This is a genomic window from Cellulomonas sp. GbtcB1 (assembly GCF_019091725.1).
GTDB lineage: Bacteria > Actinomycetota > Actinomycetes > Actinomycetales > Cellulomonadaceae > Cellulomonas.
The window spans coordinates 1-19,721 of record NZ_JAGXJG010000013.1 but is presented as its reverse complement, the minus strand read 5'-3'; the positions used below and the strand labels follow the sequence as shown (position 1 = coordinate 19,721).

General features: G+C 75.6%; 22 protein-coding genes. 9 read left to right on the top strand and 13 right to left on the bottom strand.

Annotation, left to right across the window (positions count from 1 at the left end; genetic code table 11):
* Positions 1 to 190 precede the first annotated feature (190 nt).
* Positions 191 to 676, bottom strand: coding sequence for a MarR family transcriptional regulator (locus KVT14_RS22300; RefSeq protein ID WP_217614973.1), 486 nt, complete (start codon positions 674 to 676; stop codon positions 191 to 193).
* Positions 677 to 750: 74 nt separating this feature from the next.
* Between KVT14_RS22300 and KVT14_RS06860 the strand changes: the two genes are divergently transcribed.
* Complete coding sequence (locus tag KVT14_RS06860) at positions 751 to 1,902, top strand: FUSC family protein (protein ID WP_217614972.1); 1,152 nt, start codon at positions 751 to 753, stop codon at positions 1,900 to 1,902.
* Positions 1,903 to 1,994: 92 nt separating this feature from the next.
* Here KVT14_RS06860 and KVT14_RS06855 read toward each other — a convergent pair whose 3' ends face one another.
* Together KVT14_RS06855 and KVT14_RS06850 are read right to left on the bottom strand one after the other, a co-directional pair.
* Positions 1,995 to 3,329: a PhoH family protein gene (locus KVT14_RS06855; protein ID WP_210417453.1), complete on the bottom strand. Its 1,335-nt coding sequence runs from the start codon at positions 3,327 to 3,329 to the stop codon at positions 1,995 to 1,997.
* 303 nt (positions 3,330 to 3,632) lie between these two features.
* On the bottom strand, positions 3,633 to 4,394 hold the full coding sequence (locus tag KVT14_RS06850; protein ID WP_217614971.1) for an isoprenyl transferase: 762 nt from the start codon (positions 4,392 to 4,394) through the stop codon (positions 3,633 to 3,635).
* Positions 4,395 to 4,603: 209 nt separating this feature from the next.
* Here KVT14_RS06850 and KVT14_RS06845 point away from each other — a divergent pair, with 209 nt between their 5' ends.
* Both KVT14_RS06845 and KVT14_RS06840 read left to right on the top strand, forming a co-directional pair.
* Positions 4,604 to 5,275, top strand: coding sequence for a hemolysin III family protein (locus KVT14_RS06845; RefSeq protein WP_308160935.1), 672 nt, complete (start codon positions 4,604 to 4,606; stop codon positions 5,273 to 5,275).
* A 95-nt stretch (positions 5,276 to 5,370) separates the two neighbouring features.
* On the top strand, positions 5,371 to 6,114 hold the full coding sequence (locus tag KVT14_RS06840; RefSeq protein ID WP_217615020.1) for a GTP pyrophosphokinase family protein: 744 nt from the start codon (positions 5,371 to 5,373) through the stop codon (positions 6,112 to 6,114).
* 127 nt (positions 6,115 to 6,241) lie between these two features.
* On the opposite strand, the gene KVT14_RS06835 is transcribed toward KVT14_RS06840, so the two are convergent.
* From KVT14_RS06835 to mca, 3 genes are read right to left on the bottom strand one after another with little or no spacing between them, the layout of a single operon-like run.
* Complete coding sequence (locus KVT14_RS06835; RefSeq protein ID WP_217614970.1) at positions 6,242 to 7,066, bottom strand: carbon-nitrogen hydrolase family protein; 825 nt, start codon at positions 7,064 to 7,066, stop codon at positions 6,242 to 6,244.
* Positions 7,063 to 7,407, bottom strand: a complete 345-nt coding sequence (locus KVT14_RS06830) for a hypothetical protein (protein ID WP_217614969.1) — start codon at positions 7,405 to 7,407, stop codon at positions 7,063 to 7,065. Before KVT14_RS06830 ends, KVT14_RS06835 begins: the two co-directional genes overlap by 4 nt.
* Positions 7,404 to 8,261: a mycothiol conjugate amidase Mca gene (mca, locus tag KVT14_RS06825; RefSeq protein ID WP_217615019.1), complete on the bottom strand. Its 858-nt coding sequence runs from the start codon at positions 8,259 to 8,261 to the stop codon at positions 7,404 to 7,406. The genes KVT14_RS06830 and mca overlap by 4 nt, the downstream gene beginning before the upstream one ends.
* A gap of 133 nt (positions 8,262 to 8,394) precedes the next feature.
* Here mca and KVT14_RS06820 point away from each other — a divergent pair, with 133 nt between their 5' ends.
* Positions 8,395 to 8,799 (top strand): DUF4307 domain-containing protein, encoded by a 405-nt coding sequence (locus KVT14_RS06820; protein WP_308160934.1) that lies wholly within the window; start codon positions 8,395 to 8,397, stop codon positions 8,797 to 8,799.
* Positions 8,800 to 9,024: 225 nt separating this feature from the next.
* A complete protein-coding gene (gene greA / locus KVT14_RS06815; RefSeq protein WP_217614967.1) occupies positions 9,025 to 9,513 on the top strand; it encodes a transcription elongation factor GreA in 489 nt (162 codons plus the stop codon).
* An 81-nt stretch (positions 9,514 to 9,594) separates the two neighbouring features.
* On the opposite strand, the gene KVT14_RS06810 is transcribed toward greA, so the two are convergent.
* The 4 genes from KVT14_RS06810 to KVT14_RS06795 form a co-directional block, all read right to left on the bottom strand.
* Positions 9,595 to 9,840, bottom strand: coding sequence for a hypothetical protein (locus KVT14_RS06810; RefSeq protein WP_217615027.1), 246 nt, complete (start codon positions 9,838 to 9,840; stop codon positions 9,595 to 9,597).
* A gap of 200 nt (positions 9,841 to 10,040) precedes the next feature.
* Positions 10,041 to 11,246 carry a threonine ammonia-lyase gene (gene ilvA / locus KVT14_RS06805; RefSeq protein ID WP_217614966.1) on the bottom strand — a complete coding sequence of 402 codons (1,206 nt, stop codon included), beginning with the start codon at positions 11,244 to 11,246 and terminating at the stop codon, positions 10,041 to 10,043.
* Between the two features lie 11 nt (positions 11,247 to 11,257).
* Complete coding sequence (locus KVT14_RS06800) at positions 11,258 to 12,607, bottom strand: AI-2E family transporter (RefSeq protein WP_217614965.1); 1,350 nt, start codon at positions 12,605 to 12,607, stop codon at positions 11,258 to 11,260.
* Positions 12,604 to 13,833 carry a cystathionine gamma-synthase gene (locus tag KVT14_RS06795; RefSeq protein ID WP_217615018.1) on the bottom strand — a complete coding sequence of 410 codons (1,230 nt, stop codon included), beginning with the start codon at positions 13,831 to 13,833 and terminating at the stop codon, positions 12,604 to 12,606. Before KVT14_RS06795 ends, KVT14_RS06800 begins: the two co-directional genes overlap by 4 nt.
* A 126-nt stretch (positions 13,834 to 13,959) precedes the next feature.
* Here KVT14_RS06795 and msrA point away from each other — a divergent pair, with 126 nt between their 5' ends.
* From msrA to KVT14_RS06780, 3 genes are all read left to right on the top strand, one after another.
* A complete protein-coding gene (gene msrA, locus KVT14_RS06790; protein WP_217614964.1) occupies positions 13,960 to 14,628 on the top strand; it encodes a peptide-methionine (S)-S-oxide reductase MsrA in 669 nt (222 codons plus the stop codon).
* 180 nt (positions 14,629 to 14,808) lie between these two features.
* On the top strand, positions 14,809 to 15,546 hold the full coding sequence (locus tag KVT14_RS06785) for a HEAT repeat domain-containing protein (RefSeq protein WP_217614963.1): 738 nt from the start codon (positions 14,809 to 14,811) through the stop codon (positions 15,544 to 15,546).
* A 156-nt stretch (positions 15,547 to 15,702) separates the two neighbouring features.
* Positions 15,703 to 16,113 (top strand): VOC family protein, encoded by a 411-nt coding sequence (locus KVT14_RS06780; RefSeq protein ID WP_217614962.1) that lies wholly within the window; start codon positions 15,703 to 15,705, stop codon positions 16,111 to 16,113.
* A gap of 19 nt (positions 16,114 to 16,132) precedes the next feature.
* On the opposite strand, the gene deoD is transcribed toward KVT14_RS06780, so the two are convergent.
* Together deoD and KVT14_RS06770 are read right to left on the bottom strand one after the other, a co-directional pair.
* Complete coding sequence (gene deoD / locus KVT14_RS06775; RefSeq protein ID WP_217614961.1) at positions 16,133 to 16,849, bottom strand: purine-nucleoside phosphorylase; 717 nt, start codon at positions 16,847 to 16,849, stop codon at positions 16,133 to 16,135.
* 112 nt (positions 16,850 to 16,961) lie between these two features.
* Positions 16,962 to 17,366 (bottom strand): FKBP-type peptidyl-prolyl cis-trans isomerase, encoded by a 405-nt coding sequence (locus tag KVT14_RS06770; RefSeq protein ID WP_147795800.1) that lies wholly within the window; start codon positions 17,364 to 17,366, stop codon positions 16,962 to 16,964.
* 125 nt (positions 17,367 to 17,491) lie between these two features.
* On the opposite strand from KVT14_RS06770, the gene KVT14_RS06765 reads away from it, so the two are divergent.
* Positions 17,492 to 18,760 carry an FAD-binding protein gene (locus KVT14_RS06765; protein ID WP_217614960.1) on the top strand — a complete coding sequence of 423 codons (1,269 nt, stop codon included), beginning with the start codon at positions 17,492 to 17,494 and terminating at the stop codon, positions 18,758 to 18,760.
* Between the two features lie 187 nt (positions 18,761 to 18,947).
* Here the strand turns inward: KVT14_RS06765 and KVT14_RS06760 are convergent.
* A partial coding sequence (locus KVT14_RS06760; protein WP_306795721.1) for a carbon starvation CstA 5TM domain-containing protein occupies positions 18,948 to 19,721 on the bottom strand: 774 nt, incomplete at its 5' end.

Sequence of the window (19,721 nt, the reverse complement as noted above, 5' to 3'; positions counted from 1 at the left end):
TCCTGGGCCGAGGGGCGGGGGGCTCGGGCGGCCTGGTGGGCCGTCCGGGGTTCCCCGACCCATCGGGGGGACCTTGGTCCCTTGTGAGCGGTCACAGGGATGGAAACGCGGTGTTTTGCCCGACTTCACCCGGCGACCGCGTGCGCGATCGCCCCTGACCTGCTCGGACGCACCCGCGTCCCGACCTCGCTCAGGCGCCGCCCTCGACCCGGACGAGCACGCGGGACAGCAGGGCCGCGAGCGCCGCCGCCTCGCGGTCGTCCAGCGCGCCGAGCGCGTTCGCCTCCCGGGCGAGGTGCTCCGGCATCAGCCGGTCGACCGCGGCGCGCCCCTCCTCGGTCAGCTCCAGGAGCACGCCCCGGCGGTCCCGGTGCGGGATCGCCCGGGCGACCAGGCCGGCGCGGACCAGCGTGTCGGCGCGCTTGGTGATCGCGGCCGGCGACGCGGCGGTGATCGTGGACACCTCGGCCGCCCGCAGCGCTCGCCCCGCCCGGCGCAGCGCGCAGAGGACGTCGAACTCGCCCCGCGTCAGGTCCGCCTCCGCCAGCGCGGCCTCCGCCCGGGCGTCCAGCAGCGCGGCGATCCGGGTGATCCGCCCGGCGACGGCGATCGGCGCGACGTCGAGCCCCGGCGCCTCGCGCTCCCAGTCCGCGCGCAGGCGGTCCACGCTGTCCACGCCCGCCACCCTACCGAGCGTGAGTTGCTTCACGAATCATTTACCGGTGAACGATTCGGTGGCAGGATCGCCGGGTGCACCGCCTGTCCCTCGCCGCCGCCCTCCTGCACCCGTCCCAGCTCCGCGCCGCCCTCCGGCCGCACCGGGGCGGCCCGAGCACCCGGGACTCGCTCGGCGGCGCCCTGCGGTGCGGCGCGAGCGTCGCGCTGGCGTTCCTGCTGGTGGCCGCGATCGGACGCCACGACCTGGCCGGCTACGCCTCGCTCGGCGCGCTCGCGTCGCTCTACGGGCGGTCCAGCGGGTACGCCTGGCGGCTGCGGCTCATGGCGCTCGTCGGCGGCGCACTCAGCGCGGCAGTGGTGGCGATGTCGGCCCTGGCGGCCGCGGGCGCCCCGGTGGCCGCAGAGCTGGCCGTCCTGACGCTGCTCGCCGCGGGCGCCACGGCCGGGGCGGTCGCGCTGCGCACCGGGCCGCCCGGGGCGACCATCCTGGTGTTCGCCGCCGGGGCCGGCACGGCCGCGGCCGCCGGCGCGGACGACGTCCTGGCGCGGGGTCTCGCGGTCGCGGGCGGCGCGCTCGTCGCCTGCCTGGTGTGCAACGCCGGCTGGGTGCTCGACCGGGGCCGCGGGCTCCCGACCGAGCCCGCGCCGCGGGTGCGCGACGTCGTGCGCGCCGGAACGGCCGGCGGCGCGGCGCTCTCCCCCACCGTCTCGGTCGCCGTGGCCGCCGCGCTCGCCGGGTCCGTCGCGGCCGCCGCCGGCTGGGGCCACCCGGCCTGGGCCGTCATGGGCGCCGCCGCGGTCCTGCAGGGCGCGCACGTCCGGCACATGGGCGTCCGGGCGCTGCAGCGCGCCGCCGGCACGGCCGCGGGCGTCGCGATCGCGCTGCCGCTGCTCGGCGCGGACCTGCCGTTCTGGGCCGTCGCGGCGCTCGTCGTGGCGCTGCAGACCGCCACCGAGCTGGTCGTCGCCCGGCACTACGGCGTCGCGATGCTCACGATCACCCCGATGGCGCTGCTGATGACGTCGCTGGGCGCGCCGCTGGACCCGGCCCGGCTGGCCCTCGACCGCGCCCTGGACACCGCGGCGGGCGCGGTGGTGGGCCTCGTGGTGGCGGTCCTGGCGGCCCGCCCGGAGCACGCGGCCCCGCCCCACGCGACCGCCCCCGCTTCCGCTCCCGCCACCTCGCCCACCCCCTCCCCCGCCACCTCGCCGAGCGGGCAGTAGACGTCCCTTCCGGGGCCCGGGAGGCGACACCTTCTGCCCGCTCGGCGACGCGTGGCCGGGCTGCGGGCGTCACGGTCGGGCGGCCGCGGCCGTCAGAGCTCGATGCCCTCCAGCATCTCCGTGACCAGGGCCGCGACCGGCGACCGCTCCGAGCGGGTCAGGGTCACGTGCGCGAACAGCGGGTGCCCCTTGAGCGCCTCGATCACCGCCGCGACGCCGTCGTGCCGGCCGACCCGCAGGTTGTCCCGCTGCGCCACGTCGTGCGTGAGCACCACCCGGGAGCTCTGCCCGATCCGGGAGAGCACCGTGAGCAGCACGTTCCGCTCGAGCGACTGCGCCTCGTCGACGATCACGAACGCGTCGTGCAGCGACCGCCCGCGGATGTGCGTGAGCGGCAGCACCTCGAGCAGCTCGCGGTCGATGATCTCCTCGACCACCTCGCGGCTGACCACCGCGCTCAGGGTGTCGAACACCGCCTGCGCCCAGGGGTTCATCTTCTCGGCCTCGCTGCCCGGCAGGTAGCCGAGCTCCTGGCCGCCGACCGCGTACAGCGGACGGAACACCATGACCTTGCGGTGCTGCCGGCGCTCCAGCACGGCCTCCAGCCCGGCGCACAGCGCGAGCGCCGACTTGCCGGTGCCGGCCCGGCCGCCCAGCGAGACGATGCCGACCTGCTCGTCGAGCAGCAGGTCGATCGCGATGCGCTGCTCCGCGCTGCGGCCGTGCAGGCCGAACACGTCCTGGTCGCCGCGCACCACCTGCACGTGCTTGTCGGCGGTGACCCGGCCGAGGGCCGAGCCGCGCGGGCTGTGCAGCACCAGGCCGGTGTGCGTCAGCAGCGTCGGGGAGTCGGGCAGGTCGGCCAGCGGGAGCGACTCGTGCTCCCACAGGTCGGCCATCTGCTGCTCGGTGAGGTCGAGCGCGTCCATGCCGGTCCACCCGGAGTCGACGGCGAGCTCGTGCCGGTACTCCTCGGCGCGCAGCCCGATCGCCGACGCCTTGATCCGCATCGGCAGGTCCTTCGACACGACCGTGACGTCGTGGCCCTCCGCCGCGAGGTTGGCCGCGCACGCGAGGATCCGGGTGTCGTTGTCGCCCAGCCGGAACCCGGCCGGCAGCACCTCGGGGTTCGTGTGGTTGAGCTCGACCCGCAGCGTGCCGCCCTGCTCGCCGAGCGGGATCGGCGTGTCCAGCCCGCCGTGCGCGACCCGCAGGTCGTCGAGCAGCCGCAGCGCGGCGCGGGCGAAGTAGCCGAGCTCGGCGTGGTGCCGCTTGGCCTCGAGCTCGGTGATCACGACGACGGGGAGGACCACGTCGTGCTCGGCGAACCGCGTGATCGCGCGCGGGTCCGACAGGAGGACAGAGGTGTCGAGGACGTGCGTCCGGCGCCCCTCCGGCTGGTCGGTCGAGGCGGTGGCGGTTCCCAGCTTGCTGACCACGGCAGGCTCCCTCCGGCGCTGCTCAGCGCCGAGTCGGACCCCTCGCGCCGGACCCGCGGGTCCTGCGGCGCTCGGTGACGGGACGAGGGCGGCCGGCCACGGAGGACCAGGACCGGCCCTCCCCCCGGAGCGGATGCTCCATGGGCTGGCCTCCCGGGGGCGGCGGGTGCCGCCCGTTGCTCCGGACGCTACGCCGCGCCTCCGACACGGCGGCGCGCACGACACGCCGCGGGTGTGATCCGCAACACGATGTTCACCCGGGCGTCGCCGGGCCGTCGCCGCGACCCCGGCTCACTGGCCGTGCCGGCGCTCCCGGGCGGCGTAGTCGCGGACCGCGCGCAGGAAGTCGACCCGCCGGAAGTCCGGCCAGTAGACCTCGCAGAAGTAGTACTCCGAGTGCACCGACTGCCAGAGCATGAAGCCGCCGAGCCGCTGCTCCCCCGAGGTGCGGATCACCAGGTCCGGGTCGGGCTGGCCCTTCGTGTACAGGTGGTCCGCGATGTGCTCGACGTCGAACGTCGCGGCGATGTCGTCGAGCGTCGCGCCCTCGGCCGCGCGCTCGCTGAGGTAGGACCGCACCGCGTCCGCGATCTCCTTGCGGCCGCCGTAGCCGATCGCCACGTTGACGTGCAGGCCGCGGACGTCGGCGGTGGCGGACTCCGCGTCCCGCAGCGTCGCGCGGGTGTGCTCGGGGAGCAGGTCCAGCGAGCCCACCGCCTGCAGCCGCCAGCGCCGGGTGGCGGCGAGCTCGCGCACGGCGTCCTCGATGATGCCGAGCAGCGCGTCCAGCTCCTCGGGGTCGCGGCTGAGGTTGTCCGTCGACAGCATCCACAGCGTGACGACCTCGACCCCGACCTCCTCGCCCCAGGCGAGCAGGTCCGCGATCCGGTCCGCGCCGCGCCGGTGGCCCGTCGCGGTCGACTCGCCGAGCTGCCGCGCCCACCGCCGGTTGCCGTCCAGGATCACGCCGACGTGCCGCGGGACCCGGTCGCGGGGCAGCGAGGCGGCGAGGCGGCGCTCGTACAGCCCGTAGAGCGGGTGGGGCAGGCGCACGCGCGGATCTCCTCGTCTGGGCGGCTGGGCGTGCTCACGCTACCGCTCGCCGGGACCCCGGGACGGCCGGTGGCGCGAGGTCCGAGGGGGAGGATTCGTGCAGGCCCGCGCCGCGCACCGGCGCACTACCTACGCAGCCGTAACCTACGCACTCGTAGGTTAGGCTCGTCCGCGTCGCCCCCCGAGCCCGCCGACAGGGAGGACCCGCCGTGAAGGTCGCCGAGACCGCCGAGCAGATCGCCGACGCCGTCAAGCCCCGGCTCCGGGGCTGGATCCACGCCGGGATGTTCCCGCTCGTCACCGCGGCCTCGATCGTGCTCGTCGTGCTCGCGCCCACCGCGCCGCTGACGATCGCGTGCGCCGTGTTCGGGCTCGCCGCCATGCTGCTGTTCGGCACGAGCGCGGTCTACCACCGCGGCACCTGGTCCCCGCGGGTCGCCGGGATCCTGCGCCGGATGGACCACACGAACATCTTCCTGGTCATCGCCGGCACCTACACCCCGCTGGCCGTGGCCCTGCTGCCCGCCTCGACCGCCCGGACGCTGCTGATCATCGTGTGGTCCGGCGCGCTGGTCGGGCTGCTCGCGCGGGTGTTCTGGCTCGGCGCGCCGCGCTGGGTCTACGTGCCGGTGTACATCGCGCTCGGCTGGGTGGCGGTGTGGTTCCTGCCCGCGTTCTGGCGCGCCCCGACGGGCGGACCCGAGGTCGTCTGGCTCGTCGCCGGCGGCGGCCTCGCCTACACGCTCGGTGCGGTGGTCTACGGCCTCAAGCGGCCGAACCCGAGCCCGCGCTGGTTCGGGTTCCACGAGATCTTCCACGCGCTGACCGTCGTCGGCTTCACCTGCCACTACGTCGCGGCCGCGCTGGCGGTCCTGCGCTGACCCCCGCTTGGGGGAACTACGGTGGAGGCATGACCGGCACCGTGCACCGCGTCCCCGACCCGTCGGCCCGGGAGCAGGCCGTCGCCCCGGTGGCGATGCCCGACCCCACGGAGCTGCGCGCGCTCATGCGCGACATGCGCCGCCTCGCGCTGACCTACAAGTTCGGCATCGACGAGGTCATGACCAAGATCGCGATCCTGCGCGACGAGTTCCGGCACATGGCGAACTACAACCCGGTCGAGCACGTCGGCAGCCGCCTCAAGTCGTTCGAGTCGATCGTGACCAAGTGCCGGCGCAAGGGCATCCCGCTGACCCCCGACGCCGTCCGGGCGCAGATGTTCGACATCGCCGGCGTGCGGGTGACCTGCTCGTTCGTGTCGGACATCTACCGGGTCCGGGACATGCTCGTCGGGCAGGCCGACCTCACGCTGCTCGAGGAGCGCGACTACATCGCGCACCCCAAGGGCAACGGGTACCAGTCCCTGCACCTCATCGTGCAGGTGCCCGTGTACCTGTCCGACCGCGTGGAGCAGGTCGTCGTCGAGATCCAGCTCCGGACCATCGCCATGGACTTCTGGGCGAGCCTCGAGCACAAGATCTACTACAAGTACGACCGGCAGGTGCCGCGGCACCTCACGGACTCGCTCAAGCTGGCGGCGGACGTCGCGGCCCAGCTCGACGCGTCGATGGAGCGGATCCACGACGAGGTCCGCGCGCTCGCCGGTGGCGACGACGCGGTCGAGCACGCCGAGGCGGTGCTCACGCCGGAGGAGCTGCTGCGGACGTTCTGGCCGTCCCCGGACACCGACGTCGACCCGGAGGGCCGCCCACGCGGCTGATCCCGGAACCGGCCACGGCGCCGGCGTCTTCGTGGGTCGCGTGCGCCGAGGTCGGTGGTTCGCGCCGAGATCGGTGTCAGGAAGCACCGACCTCGGCCAGAACCACCGGCCTCGGCGGACCGGCGCGTCAGACCGCCGGGACGACGCGGTAGCGGCGGTTCGCCAGCGACGGGTTCGACTCCCGCACGCCGCGCAGCGCCTCGGGGTCCAGGTCGACCGTGCGCAGCTCCGACTCCTCGCCGAGCTCCAGCCCGACGACGCCGTCCGGCCCGACCACCAGCGACCGCCCGGTGACGCCCCGGCCCGCCTGGCCGACCGCCACGACGACGGCCGTGTTCTCGATGGCCCGGGCCGTCGCCAGCGTGCGCCAGTGCTCAGCCTTGAGCGGGCCCGAGGCCCATGCGGCCGGGACGACCAGCACCTCCGCGCCGGCGTCGACCAGGCGGCGCGCGGACTCGGGGAACCGCAGGTCGTAGCAGGTCAGCACGCCGAGCCGCACGCCCGCGACGTCGAGCGTCAGCGGCGGGGCGTCAGCCGGGCCCGGTTCGAGGCGCTCGGACTCGCGGTGCCCGAACGCGTCGTACAGGTGCACCTTGCGGTAGACCCCCGCGAGCGCGCCGTCGGCGTCGACCGCGACCACCGCGTTCACCGCGCGCTCGGGGTCCGCCCCCGGCAGGGTCGTGCCGGCGAGCACCGCCACGCCGTCCGCGGCGGCGCGCTCGCGCAGCAGGGACACGAACGGGCCGTCCAGCGGCTCCGCGTGCTCCGGGCCGGTCCCCCGCGGGTCGAAGCCCGAGGCGTACTCGGGCAGCACCAGCACGTCGGCCCGCGCGCGGCGCGCGGTGTCGAAGGCGCGGCGGACCACCTCCCGGTTGGCGTCGTGGTCGTCGCTCACCCGGAGCTGGCCGACCGTGACGCGCACCGCCGGGCGGACCGGCGGCGGGGTGCTCACGCGCGCCCCCGCGGCGGGCTCGCGGCCGGGCCGTCGGGGCGCTCGGGGTCGTCGGCCGGCGGGGTGTCGTCGCCCGCCGCGGGCGCGCCCGTCTCCTGGGCCTCGCGCAGCCGCCGCGCGTTCCGGTCGACGACCCGCAGGTGCCGGACCATCGAGAACGCCAGCAGGATGACCGCCGCCGCGGCGGCGAACGTCACGAGGAACCCGAGCAGCCCGGGCGACGTCTGGTCCTCCGGCGGGATCTCGATGCTCGACGGCGAGGGCGAGGGGCTCACCGCCGCGGCGACCGACCCCCAGCCCTGCAGCAGGGTCCCGTGCGCGACCGCCAGCAGCCCGGTCACGCGATCGCCTCCCGGACGCCGGCGAACAGGTCGTCCTCCGGCAGCGTGGTCGGCACCCGCGACTCCGCGAGCTCGAACTCCTCGGTCGGCCAGACCTCGAGCTCCAGGTCCCGCGGCATCGCGAAGAAGAAGCCCTCGGGGTCGATCTGGGTCGCGTGCGCGCGCAGCGCCGCGTCCCGCGCGTCGAAGTGCTCGTGCACGTCGACCAGCGTGGTGACCTCGCGCTCCGGGATCTCCCGGGCCGCCCGGGACTCGACCCACTCGCCGAACGGCGACTCCAGGCCGCGCTCGACCAGCGCCTCGTGCGCCGCGCGGATCCGGGCCATCGAGAAGCCGTGGTTGTAGTAGAGCTTCAGCGGCTCCCACGGCTCGCCGGCGCCGCGGTACCGCTCGGGGTCGCCGGCCGCGTGGAACGCCTCGAACGCCACCCGGTGGCACATGATGTGGTCCGGGTGCGGGTAGCCGCCCGTCGGGTCGTACGTCGTGATGACGTGCGGCCGGAACTCGCGGACCAGCTCGACCAGCGGGCGGGCCGCCTCCTCCAGCGGCTGCAGCGCGAAGCAGCCCTCGGGCAGCGGCGGCAGCGGGTCGCCCTCGGGCAGCCCCGAGTCGACGAACCCGAGCCAGTGCTGCCGGACACCGAGCGCCTCGGCGGCCGCGGCCATCTCGACGCGGCGCACGGCGCGCATCCCCTCGATCCCGCCCTCGACGGGCGGGTGGTGCGGGTTCAGCACGTCGCCGCGCTCCCCGCCGGTGCAGGTGACGACGAGGACGTCCACGCCCTCCGCGGCGTACCGGGCGGTCGTCGCCGCCCCCTTGCTCGACTCGTCGTCCGGGTGGGCGTGCACCGCCATCAGGCGCAGCTGCTCGGTCACGGTGTGGTGTCGTCCTCTCCTCGTCGCCGGTACGGCACCCGGCGCGAGACAATGGTCGCACCCCGACGACTCCGCGCGGCCCGCGCGCGACCCGTTCCCCCAGGAGATGACCGTGACGGCGACCCCGACCCCCGCCCCCGAGCTCCCCGCCGGGCGCTACGGGAAGACCGCCGGACCCGGGCGCCGCCGGGCCGGGCGCCTCGCGATGGTCGCGCTCGGCGTCCTGGCCGTGGCCGTCGCCGCCTGGCTCGCGCTCGCCCAGGACGGGCTCAGCTGGAAGGTGGTCGGCTTCAAGGTCGACGGGCCGACCAGCACGCAGCTCACGTTCGACGTCACGAAGGACGCCGAGTCCACCGTCTCCTGCCGGGTGCAGGCGCTGTCCGAGTCCTACGCGGAGGTCGGCGTGCAGACCGTCGAGGTCGGCCCGGCGGGCACCGCCACGCAGCGCGTGACGACGACGATCCCGACGACCGAGCTGGCCGTGTCGGCGGTCGTGGAGTCCTGCTTCGCCGCGTGATCGCGCGGCACGACACGGCGGACCCCGGCCACGCCGGACCCCGCCAGTTGCTATGCTTGCCGATTCATACGCCGCCCCCGGTCCGACGTCGCCCGATGTCGCCGCAGGCCGACGCGACCGCGAGGGAGACGGCATCCCCGTTCATCGCTCGGGCCCGCGCACGCCTGGCCGGGGTCACCGACGGCGCGTCCCGACCGGGCGCGCGACACGCAGGAAGGAGTGGACGTGACCGACACGACGCAGGCCGCCACCTGGCTGACGCAGGAGGCCTACGACCGCCTCAAGGCAGAGCTCGAGCACCTCGAGGGCCCGGGACGCGCCGAGGTCACCGAGCGGATCGCCGCCGCGCGTGACGAGGGCGACCTCAAGGAGAACGGCGGCTACCACGCCGCCCGCGAGGAGCAGGCCAAGCAGGAGGCCCGCATCCGCGAGCTCAAGGAGAAGCTCCGCAACGTGCAGATCGGCACCCCGCCGGACGACGGCGTGGTGGAGCCCGGCATGGTCGTGACCGCCGTGGTCGCCGGCGACGCCATGACGTTCCTGCTCGGCTCGCGCGAGATCGCCGGCAGCGCCGACATCGAGGTGTTCTCCCCGACGTCGCCGCTCGGCGCGTCCATCAACGGCCGCAAGGTCGGCGAGAAGGTCACCTACACCGCGCCCAACGGCCGCGACATCCCGGTCGAGATCACGGACGCGAAGCCCTTCACCGGCTGACGCACCGCCCCGCGACGCGACGAGGGCCCCGACCGGCGATCCGGTCGGGGCCCTCGTGCGTCCGGGGCCGGCGGGGCGGCGTCAGACCACGCACTCGCAGACGAGGTTGTACTCGACGACCTGCTCGCCGTCCTCCGGCCGCGCGAACGCCTCGGCCTCCTCGCGGGACGCGAACCGCCGGCCCACGAGCCGGCCGTTGGCGAGCAGCACGCCGACCTCGATCTGCGTGCGCGGGTCGACCCAGCCGTCGGCGGGGTCCGTCGTCGGGGTGGTGGTCGTCGGGGTGGTGGTCGCCGGGGTGGTGGTCGTGGCCGTCGTGCTCGTCACCGTGGTCCCTCTCGTCCGTGCGGGGCCGCACCGGCCCTCGGTGTCCTCAACACCGCGGGGCCCGGGTCCATGCCCGCGCCCCGCGCCCGCCCGAGGCACCGAGTGCCTACCGGACACGTCGAGTGCCCATCCGCGGGATAGGCACTCGACGTGTCGCGTAGGCACTCGACGCTGCGCGGACGCGCCGCGGGCGCCCCGCCTCAGTGCTCCGCGAGGCGGAAGCCGCCGTCGCGGAGGTGCTGCAGGACCCGGGCGCAGTGCTCCGGGCCCTTCGTCTCGACCTGGACCTCGATCTCGACCTCGTCGATCTCCAGGTCCACCCCGGTCCGCACGTGCGAGACGTGCATGACGTTGCCGCCGGTCGTCGCGAGCTCGCGCAGCAGCGCCGCCAGCGCTCCCGGGGTGTCGTGCACCCGCACCCGCAGCTGCAGGTACCGGCCGGACACCGCGAGGCCGTGCCGGACGACCCGGAGCAGCACCAGGGGGTCGATGTTGCCCCCGGACAGCAGCACGACGACGGGGCCCTCGAGGTCGCCCGGCGGCGCCGCCATGACCGCCGCGACGCCCGCGGCGCCCGAGGGCTCGACCAGGAGCTTCGCCCGCTCGGCGGTCAGCAGCAGCGCACGCGACAGGTCCTCCTCGGACACCGTCCGCACCTCGCAGCCGTGCCGCTGCAGCAGGGCGAACGGCACCGCGCCGGGCGTGCCGACCGCGATGCCGTCGGCCATCGTGTGCAGCTCGGGCGCCGCGACCGGCTCCCCCGCCACCAGCGACGCCGGGTACGCGGCCGCCCGCGCGGCCTGCACGCCGATCACGCGGACGTGCGGCGCCACCTCGGCCACGACCGCCTGGATACCCGCCGCCAGCCCGCCGCCGCCGAGCGGCACGACGATCGTCCGGACGTCCGGGACCTGCTCGAGGATCTCCAGCGCGAGCGTGCCCTGCCCGGCGACGATGTCCTCGTGGTCGAACGGGTGGATCAGCACCCGGCCGGTGCGCTCCGCCTCGGCGCGCGCCGCGACCAGCGCCTCGTCGACGCTGCGGCCGTGCGGCCGGACCTCCGCGCCGTACTCCTTGGTCGCCGCGACCTTCGGCAGCGCCGCGTCGACCGGCATGTAGACCACCGCGTCGATGCCGAGCAGCTGGGCCGCCAGGGCGACGCCCTGCGCGTGGTTGCCGGCGCTCGCCGCGACGACCCCCCGGGCCTGCTCCTCCGGCGACAGCCGCGCCATCCGCACGTAGGCCCCGCGGATCTTGAACGAACCCGCGCGCTGCAGGTTCTCGCACTTGAGCAGCACCGGCGTCCCGGCGATCTGGGACAGGGCCCTGGAGGTCTCCACCGGGGTGCGGGTCGCCACGCCCTGGAGCAGGCGCGCGGCGGCGCGGGCGTCGTCGAGGAAGGTCACCGGTGCATCATTCACGATCCCGCGGTCTGCTCGTCCGGGCCGCGCCGCGCGCCCCCGGCCCCGCGCGCGCCGCCGGGCTCCAGCCCGGCCGCCGCGTCGTCCCCGCCGGGGCGCACCCGCCCGCGCCCGCCGAGGCGCCGGCGCCCGAACGCCCCGGGCGGCCGCAGCGTGACGTGGTCGTCGGTGCCGAGCTCGGGGAACTTGTCGTGCCCGTGCAGGTACAGCAGCACCGTGTTGAGCACCGCCGCGATCGGCACCGCGAACAGCGCGCCGACGATGCCGGCCGCCAGCGAGCCAGCCGCGACGACGAGCAGCACGGCCACCGGGTGCAGGGACACGGCGTGGCCCATGAGGAACGGCTGCAGCACGTGCCCCTCGATCTGCTGCACCAGCAGCACCACGCCGAGCATCAGCAGGGCGACGACCGGGCCCTGCGCGACGAGCGCGACCAGCACCGCGACGGCACCGGTCGCGATGGCGCCGACGATCGGGATGAACGAGCCGACGAACACCAGCGTCGCGAGCGGCACCGCCAGCGGGACCCCGAGGACCGCCGCGCCGATGCCGATGCCGGTCGCGTCCACGAACGCCACGAGGATCTGCGTCCGGGTGTACCCGGACAGCGTGACGATGCCGCGGCGGCCGGCCTGGTGCACCCGCTCGCGCACCGAGATCGGCAGCAGGCCGACCAGCCAGGTCCAGATGGTCCGGCCGTCGAGCAGGAAGAAGAACGTGCAGAACAGCGCGATGAGCGCCCCGGCCGCCACGTGGCCGACCGTCGTGGTGACCGTCAGCGCTCCGGACACCAGCGTGCTGGCGTTCTCGCTGATCTGGTCGCGGCCCTGCTGGACGAGGTCGTCGAGCTGGCTCGTGCTCAGCCCGAGCGGGCCGTCCGACAGCCACTGCAGCGCCTCGTCGACGCCCTGGGACGCCTGGTCGTACAGGTCGCCGAAGCCGCTGGCGATCGACCGCCCGGCCAGCACGACCAGCCCGGTGACCACCGCGAGCAGCAGCAGCACCGACGTGATCGCCGCGAGCCCCCGCGGGAACCGCAGGCGCGCGCTCAGGAACCGCGCGACCGGGGCCAGCAGCACCGTCAGCAGCAGCGCGATCGCCACCGACACGACGATGACCTTGAAGAAGCCGACGACCCAGAGACCCGCGGCCGTCGCCGCGGCGATCAGCAGGAACCGCCAGGACCAGGCCGCCGCGGCGCGCACCGACGGCGCCACCGACTGCTCCGCCGACCAGCCCGCGGGCGTGTCGCCGGACGCGAGGTCGCCCTCGTGCAGGACCGGGGCCGGCGCGGCGGGGTCGACGGTGCGGGCGCGGCCCCGGCCGCCCCGGCGCGGGGTCGTCATGCCAGCGCCTGGGCCAGGTCGGCGAGCAGGTCCGCCTCGTCCTCGATGCCGACGGACAGCCGCACCAGGTCGTCCGGGACCTCGAGGTCCGTGCCGACGACGGAACCGTGGGTCATGCGCGCGGGCAGCTCGATCAGCGACTCGACGCCGCCCAGCGACTCGGCCAGCGTGAAGACCTTCGTGCGGGCGCAGATGCGGTCGGCGCGCTCGGCGCTGCCCGCGCGGAACGACACCATGCCGCCGAACCCGGACATCTGCCGGGCGGCGACCTCGTGGCCCGCGTGGCTGTCGAGGCCCGGGTAGATGACCTGCGGGACGTCGTCGCGCGCCTCGAGGAACGCGGCGACCGCGGCGGCGTTCGCGCAGTGCCGGTCCATCCGCACGGCGAGCGTCTTGAGGCCGCGCAGCGTCAGCCACGAGTCGAACGGGCCGGCGACCGCGCCCGAGGCGTTCTGGTGGAACGCGACGGCGTCCGCGAGCGCCGTCGTGCCCGTCGGCCCGTCCAGCCCGACCGGCAGCTGCGCGCCGTCCGCGACGACGAGCGCGCCGCCGACCACGTCGGAGTGCCCGCCGATGTACTTGGTGGTCGAGTGCACGACCACGTCCGCGCCCAGCGCGATCGGCTGCTGCAGGTACGGCGTCGCGAACGTGTTGTCGACGACGAGCACCGCGCCGGCCGCGGCGGCGTGGGCCGCGAGCGCCGCGACGTCCGCGACGCCCAGCAGCGGGTTGGTCGGCGTCTCGAGCCAGATGACCTTGGTCTGGCCCGGGCGGATCGCCGCGAGCACCGCCTCGGCGTCGGACAGGTCGACCGCCGTGTGCTCGACGCCCCACGGGCCGAAGACCCGGGCGATCAGGCGGTAGGTGCCGCCGTACGCGTCGTTCGCCATCACGACGTGGTCGCCGGGGCGCAGCACGGCGCGCAGCAGCGTGTCCTCCGCCGCGAGGCCGGACGAGAACGCGAAGCCCGCGCCGCCGCCCTCCGCCGACCGCAGCGCCTCCTCCAGCGCCGCGCGGGTCGGGTTGCCGGAGCGCGAGTACTCGTAGCCGCCGCGCAGCCCGCCGACGCCGTCCTGCTTGTACGTCGACACCTGGTAGATCGGCGTCACCACGGCGCCCGTCGCGGCGTCCGGGTCCTGGCCCGCGTGGATCGCGCGCGTCGCGAACCCGGCCGACGACCAGTCGCCGTGGTCCGTGTGCTGGTCGAGGTCGCCCGTGGCGGCCAGGGTCGGGGTGCTGTCGTTCGCGTCCGTCACGTGCCCAGGCTAGGCCCCCGCGGCGGCCGGTCGCGCGCGGGAACACCCGGGCCCGCGCGCGGGTTGAGCGTGTCGGACCCGTGGAAGGGAGTCACCATGAACTGGCTGTTCGGATCCGCCCTCAAGTCGACGATGGTCGAGCCGGAGCGCGCGCTGAAGGGGCACGAGGGATACACCTACTCCGTGCCCGCCACCCACACGGTGCTCGGCACGCCGCTGCAGGGCCCGTGGCCCGAGGGGACCCGGACGATCGTGCTCGGCATGGGCTGCTTCTGGGGCGCCGAGCGCATCTTCTGGCAGCTGCCGGGCGTCGTGAGCACCTCCGTCGGCTACCAGGGCGGCTACTCGCCGTTCCCGACGTACGAGGAGACCTGCACCGGCCTGACCGGGCACGCCGAGGTGGTCCAGGTCGCCTACGACCCGGCCGTCGTCTCGGACGCCGACATCCTCCGCACGTTCTGGGAGTCGCACGACCCGACGCAGGGGTACCGGCAGGGCAACGACCGCGGCACGCAGTACCGGTCGACCGTCTACACGACGACGCCGGAGCAGGCCGCCGCCGCGGAGGAGACCCGCGCCGCGTACCAGCAGCGGCTGACCCAGGCCGGGTACGGGGAGATCACGACCGAGATCCGCACCGCGGACGAGGCCGGCCCGTACTACTACGCCGAGGACTACCACCAGCAGTACCTGGACAAGAACCCGAACGGGTACTGCGGCATCGGCGGCACGGGCGTCTCGTGCCCGCGCCCGCTCGACGCCTGACGCACACCCCGGACGGCCCGGCCCCTCACGCGGGGGGCCGGGCCGTCCTGCGTCCGGGCCCCGCTCCCCCGCGCTCCGCTCGCCGAGATAGGACCCGCGCGCCGAGATAGGGCGCCGGACAGCCCTATCTCGGCCGAACGGCCCTATCTCGGCGCAGGTGGCGGGGCTAGCGTGCCGGGTATGAGCGTGCGGGAGCGGCACCGGGAGGACCTGCGGGGGCTGCTCGGCGACCCCGCCGCCGTGCGCGCGCACCTCGCCGCCGGGTCCGGGATGCCCGGGCCGCGGGCGAACCTCGAGCTCCTGGGCGCGTTCGCCGACGTCGCGCCGGCCGACCTGGTGCTCGCGCTCGCCGACGACGCCGACGAGTACCTGCGCTGCTGCGGCACCGACGGCGTCGGCCGGCTCGTCCTGGACGCCCCCACCGCGGGCCGCGAGCCGCTGACCGCCCTGCTCCGTGCCCGCGCCGCCGACGGGTCCTGGCGCGTGCGCGAGTCCGCCGCGATGGCGCTGCAGCGGATCGGCGACGCCGAGCCCGGCACCCTGCGCGCGCTCGTCGCCGACTGGGTCGCGGACCCCGACCCGCTGGTCCGCCGGGCCGCCGTCGCCGGGGTGTGCGAGCCGCGCCTGCTCCGCGACCCGGCGACCGCCGCGGCCGCGCTCGACGCGTGCGCCGCCGCCACCGCCTCGATCGCGGCGCTGCCGGCCGGGGACCGCCGCGACCCCGGCGTCCGGACGCTGCGCCAGGCGCTCGGCTACGCGTGGAGCGTCGCCGTCGCGGGCGACCCGACCGCCGGGCTGCCGCGGTTCGCCGCGCTCCGGGCCTCCGACGACCCCGACGTGGCACGGGTCGTGCGCGAGAACGAGAAGAAGACCCGCCTGCGCCGCCTCCTGGACCCGATCGGCCGACCCGGACCCTGAGCAGCCGAGCCACGCTCTGTGGGAGCCTCGGCCGGTGATCGTCGACGCCGGCTGCTCCGCTACCCCGACCCCGAGGCCTCGCCCGCGGCTCGACGGCGTGCCGTGCCCGCTGGGCGCGCCGGCGGTCCACAAGCCCGCGCGCGCCGTGGGGGTCGCGTGACACGGGGCGCTGTGCACCACGTCGAGCTGTGGCTCGCCGACCTCCCGGGCGCCGAGCGGTCGTGGGGCTGGCTTCTCGGCGCGCTCGGCTATGCCCGCACCCGCGAGTGGACCGGCGGCTGCGCCTGGTCGTCCGGCGGCGCACCCGGCGGCACGGACGTCGTGCTGGAGTCGGGACCGGACGTCGTCGACGCCCCGCACGAGCGGCGCCGACCCGGCGTGAACCACCTGGCGTTCCACGCCGGCACCCGTGCGGAGGTCGACGCGCTGGTGCGCGAGGCGCCGGCGCACGGCTGGACGCTGCTGTTCACCGACCGGCACCCGCACGCCGGCGGCCCGGGCCACTACGCCGCCTACCTGGAGGACGGCGAGGGCCTCGAGGTCGAGCTGGTCGCCGCCCCGGCCTGACCCCGGCCCCGGTGCCGCGTCACGCCGCGGTGGCGAACGCGCGGAGCGCCATCTGCACCGCGTGGTCGAACAGCTGCTCGCGCTCGTCGGCGGTGAGCTCGTTCGGCTGGAACGTGAAGTCCGAGATCGACAGCAGCGCCAGCGCCTTCGCCCGCTCCCGGTCCGCGACGGCGTACAGGCCGGCGGCCTCCATCTCGACGGCGAGCGTGCCGTGGTCGATGAGCGCCTGCGTGCGCTCCGGCCGGTTCGAGTAGAACGAGTCCGACGTGAACACCGCGCCGGCCTGCGCGCGGGCCCCGGGGACCTCGGCCGCGGCGGCGAACGCGGCGGCGGCCAGGCCGAAGTCCGGCACGTGCGAGTAGTGCACGCCGGAGATGCGGTGCTCGCTGACCCCCGAGTCGGTGTGCGCGGCGGTCGCGACCACGACGTCGCCCAGCTCCAGCGAGCGCGCCATGCCGCCCGCGGTGCCGATCCGGATGATCCGCTGCACGTCGTAGAACCGGAACAGCTCGGTCGCGTAGATCGAGATCGACGGCACGCCCATGCCGGACGCCATCACGGACACCGGGCGGCCCTGCCAGGTGCCGGTGTAGCCGAGGATGCCGCGCACCTCGGTGACCAGGCGCGCGTCGTCGAGCACCGTCTCCGCGATCCGGGTCGCCCGGCGCGGGTCGCCCGGCATGAGGACGTCGGGGGCGAAGTCGCCGGGCTGGGCGGAGATGTGCGGGGTGGGCATGGCGGGCTCCTCGGGGGTCGTGGCGGGCGGTGCGGGGGCGGACGCGCGGCCGCCGCCCGGCCCGGGTGTCCGGGCGAGGGCGGCGGCCGAGGTGGTGCGGGGTGGTGCTGCGTCAGTGCGTGCCGACGATGTCGACGACGAACACCAGGGTGTCGCCGCCGCGGATGCCGGCCTGCGGCACGCCGCGGTCGCCGTAGCCGAGGTGCGACGGGATCGACAGCAGGACGCGCGAGCCGACGGGCTGGCCGACCAGGCCCTCGTCCCAGCCGCCGATGACGGCGCCGACGCCGATCGGGAACGAGATCGACGAGCCGCGGTCGTACGAGTTGTCGAAGACGTTCCCGCCCCAGGTCTGCCCGAGGTAGTGGACCTCGAGGTCGTCGCCGGCCTCGACGAGCGCGCCGTCGCCGGGCGACAGCACGACGACCTCGAGCTCGGCGGGGGCGTCGCCCTCCGGGAACGTCAGGGTCGGCTTCTCACCGAACGAACCGGTGGCCTCGGGCAGCGTGGCGGGCATGACGTCTCCTCGATCGGGTGCGGCGTACTCCCCCATCCTGCACGGTGCGCTCCCCGGCTCGCGAACGCGCCCGGGTTACGGTCGTGCCCGGCGGGCGAGGGGCGCCCGCCGGGACGGGAGCACCGATGACGCTGACCACCTGGGCCGGGAACCTGACCTACGCCGCCGCGCGCGTGCACGAGCCGCGCACGGTCGAGGAGGTGCAGGAGGTGGTCGCGGCCGCGCGGCACGTGCGGGCCCTGGGCACCCGGCACTGCTTCAACGACGTCGCGGACACCCCGCACGACCTGGTGCGTCTCGACGGGCTGGACCCGGCGGTCGACGTCGACGCCGCGGCGCGCACCGTGACGGTGTCCGCCGGCACCCGGTACGGCGCGCTGGCCCGCGAGCTGCACCCGCGGGGCTGGGCGCTGCACAACCTCGCGTCGTTGCCGCACATCTCCGTCGCCGGCGCGGTCGCCACCGCGACGCACGGGTCGGGCGACCGGTCCCGGAACCTCGCCGCCGCGGTCGCCGGCCTGGACCTCGTGACCGCCGACGGCTCGCTGCGGCACTTCGCGCGCGGCGACGCCGACTTCCCGGGCGCGGTCGTCGCGCTGGGCGCCCTGGGGGTCGTCGTCCGCGTGACCCTCGACGTCGAGCCCACCTACGACGTCGCCCAGGAGGTGCACACCGACCTGCCGTGGGACGCCGTGCTGGAGCACCTGGACGAGATCACCGGGTCCGCGGACTCGGTCAGCCTGTTCACCGACTGGTCCGCCACCGGCGTCCGGCAGGTCTGGCGCAAGACCCGCGTCGCCCCGGGAGCGACGTACGAGCCGCGGGCCGACCTGTTCGGCGCCCGCCCGGCGCCCGGGCCGCTGCACCCGCTGCCCGGCATCGACCCGGTGAACTGCACCCAGCAGCTCGGCGTCCCGGGCCCGTGGCACGAGCGCCTGCCGCACTTCCGGCTCGAGTTCACGCCGAGCAACGGCGACGAGCTGCAGTCCGAGTACCTGGTCCCCCGCGCGCACGCCGTGGCGGCGATCGAGGCGATGCGCGGGCTCGGCGACCTGGTCGCGCCGCTGCTGCAGGTCGCCGAGATCCGGACGATCGCCGGCGACGACCTGTGGTTGAGCACCGCCGAGGGCGGCGACCGGGTCGGCCTGCACTTCACCTGGCTGCCGCGGCAGGCCGAGGTCGAGGCGGTGCTCCCGCGCATCGAGGCCGCGCTGGCGCCGTTCGGGGCCCGGCCGCACTGGGGCAAGCTGTTCGACTCGGTCGGCCCGGCCGGCGCGGACCCGCGGGATCTCTACCCGCGGCTGGACGACTTCCGCGCGCTCGTCGCGCGCACGGACCCCGACGGCACGTTCCGCAACGCGTTCGTCGACCGGCACGTGCTCGGCGCGGCCTGACCGCCCCCGAGGTGGGCACGGGTGGAGCGTTCTGCCGGGACACGCCGCGCGTGTCGGGCAGGACGCTCCACCCGGTTCCGGTCCGGGGGTCGCCGTCAGCAGCAGCCCGGGCCCGTGCCCCGGTCGGACGTGCGCAGCACCTCGCGGACGTACCAGCGCAGGGCGAGCACCGCCCGCCTCACCGCGCTCACGACCGGCCCCCGCCGTGCCCGTGCCCGCCGGAGCCGTGCCCACCGCCGACCGGCTCGACCCGGCCCTCCTCGACCATCCGCGCGTACTCGGCCTCGACCTTCCGCTCCAGCGGCGACGCGAACAGCTGCCCCGGCGCGTAGAGCCGTGACGGCTCGGCCCGGTCCTCGGACGTCCCGATCCCGCCGGGCGTCCGCAGCGCGCGCACGACGGTGACGACCGCCGCCACGAAGAGCGTCGCCACCAGCACGACGAACAGGATCGACAGCGTCCCCTGGATCGCGGTGTTCCGGACCACGGCCCGCGCGTCCGCGAGCGCCCCGGGGTCGTCGATGCCGTCGGCGATCAGCTGCTGGTACTGCCGGTGCTGCGCCCAGTACCCGATGGCCGGGACGCTGGAGAAGATCTTCTGGTACGACGCCGTGAACGTGACGACGGTGTCCCACGCGAGCGGCACCAGCGGGATCCACGCCCACCGGACGTAGCCCTTGCGGACCACCATCACCGTGACCACGAGCAGCGCGACCGCGCCGATGAGCTGGTTCGCGATGCCGAACAGCGGGGAGGGCGTGCGGATGCCGCGGAGCGGGTCGGTCCCGCCAATGAGCAGCAGCGAGCCCCAGGCCGCCACGTCGACCGCCGTGGAGATCCAGCCGCCGACCAGCCAGGACGGGTCGCGGAACCGTGGCACCCAGTTCCCGATCGCGTCGGACAGCTGGAACCGGGCGACCCTCGTGACCGCGACGACGGCCGACAGGATGAACAGCGCCTC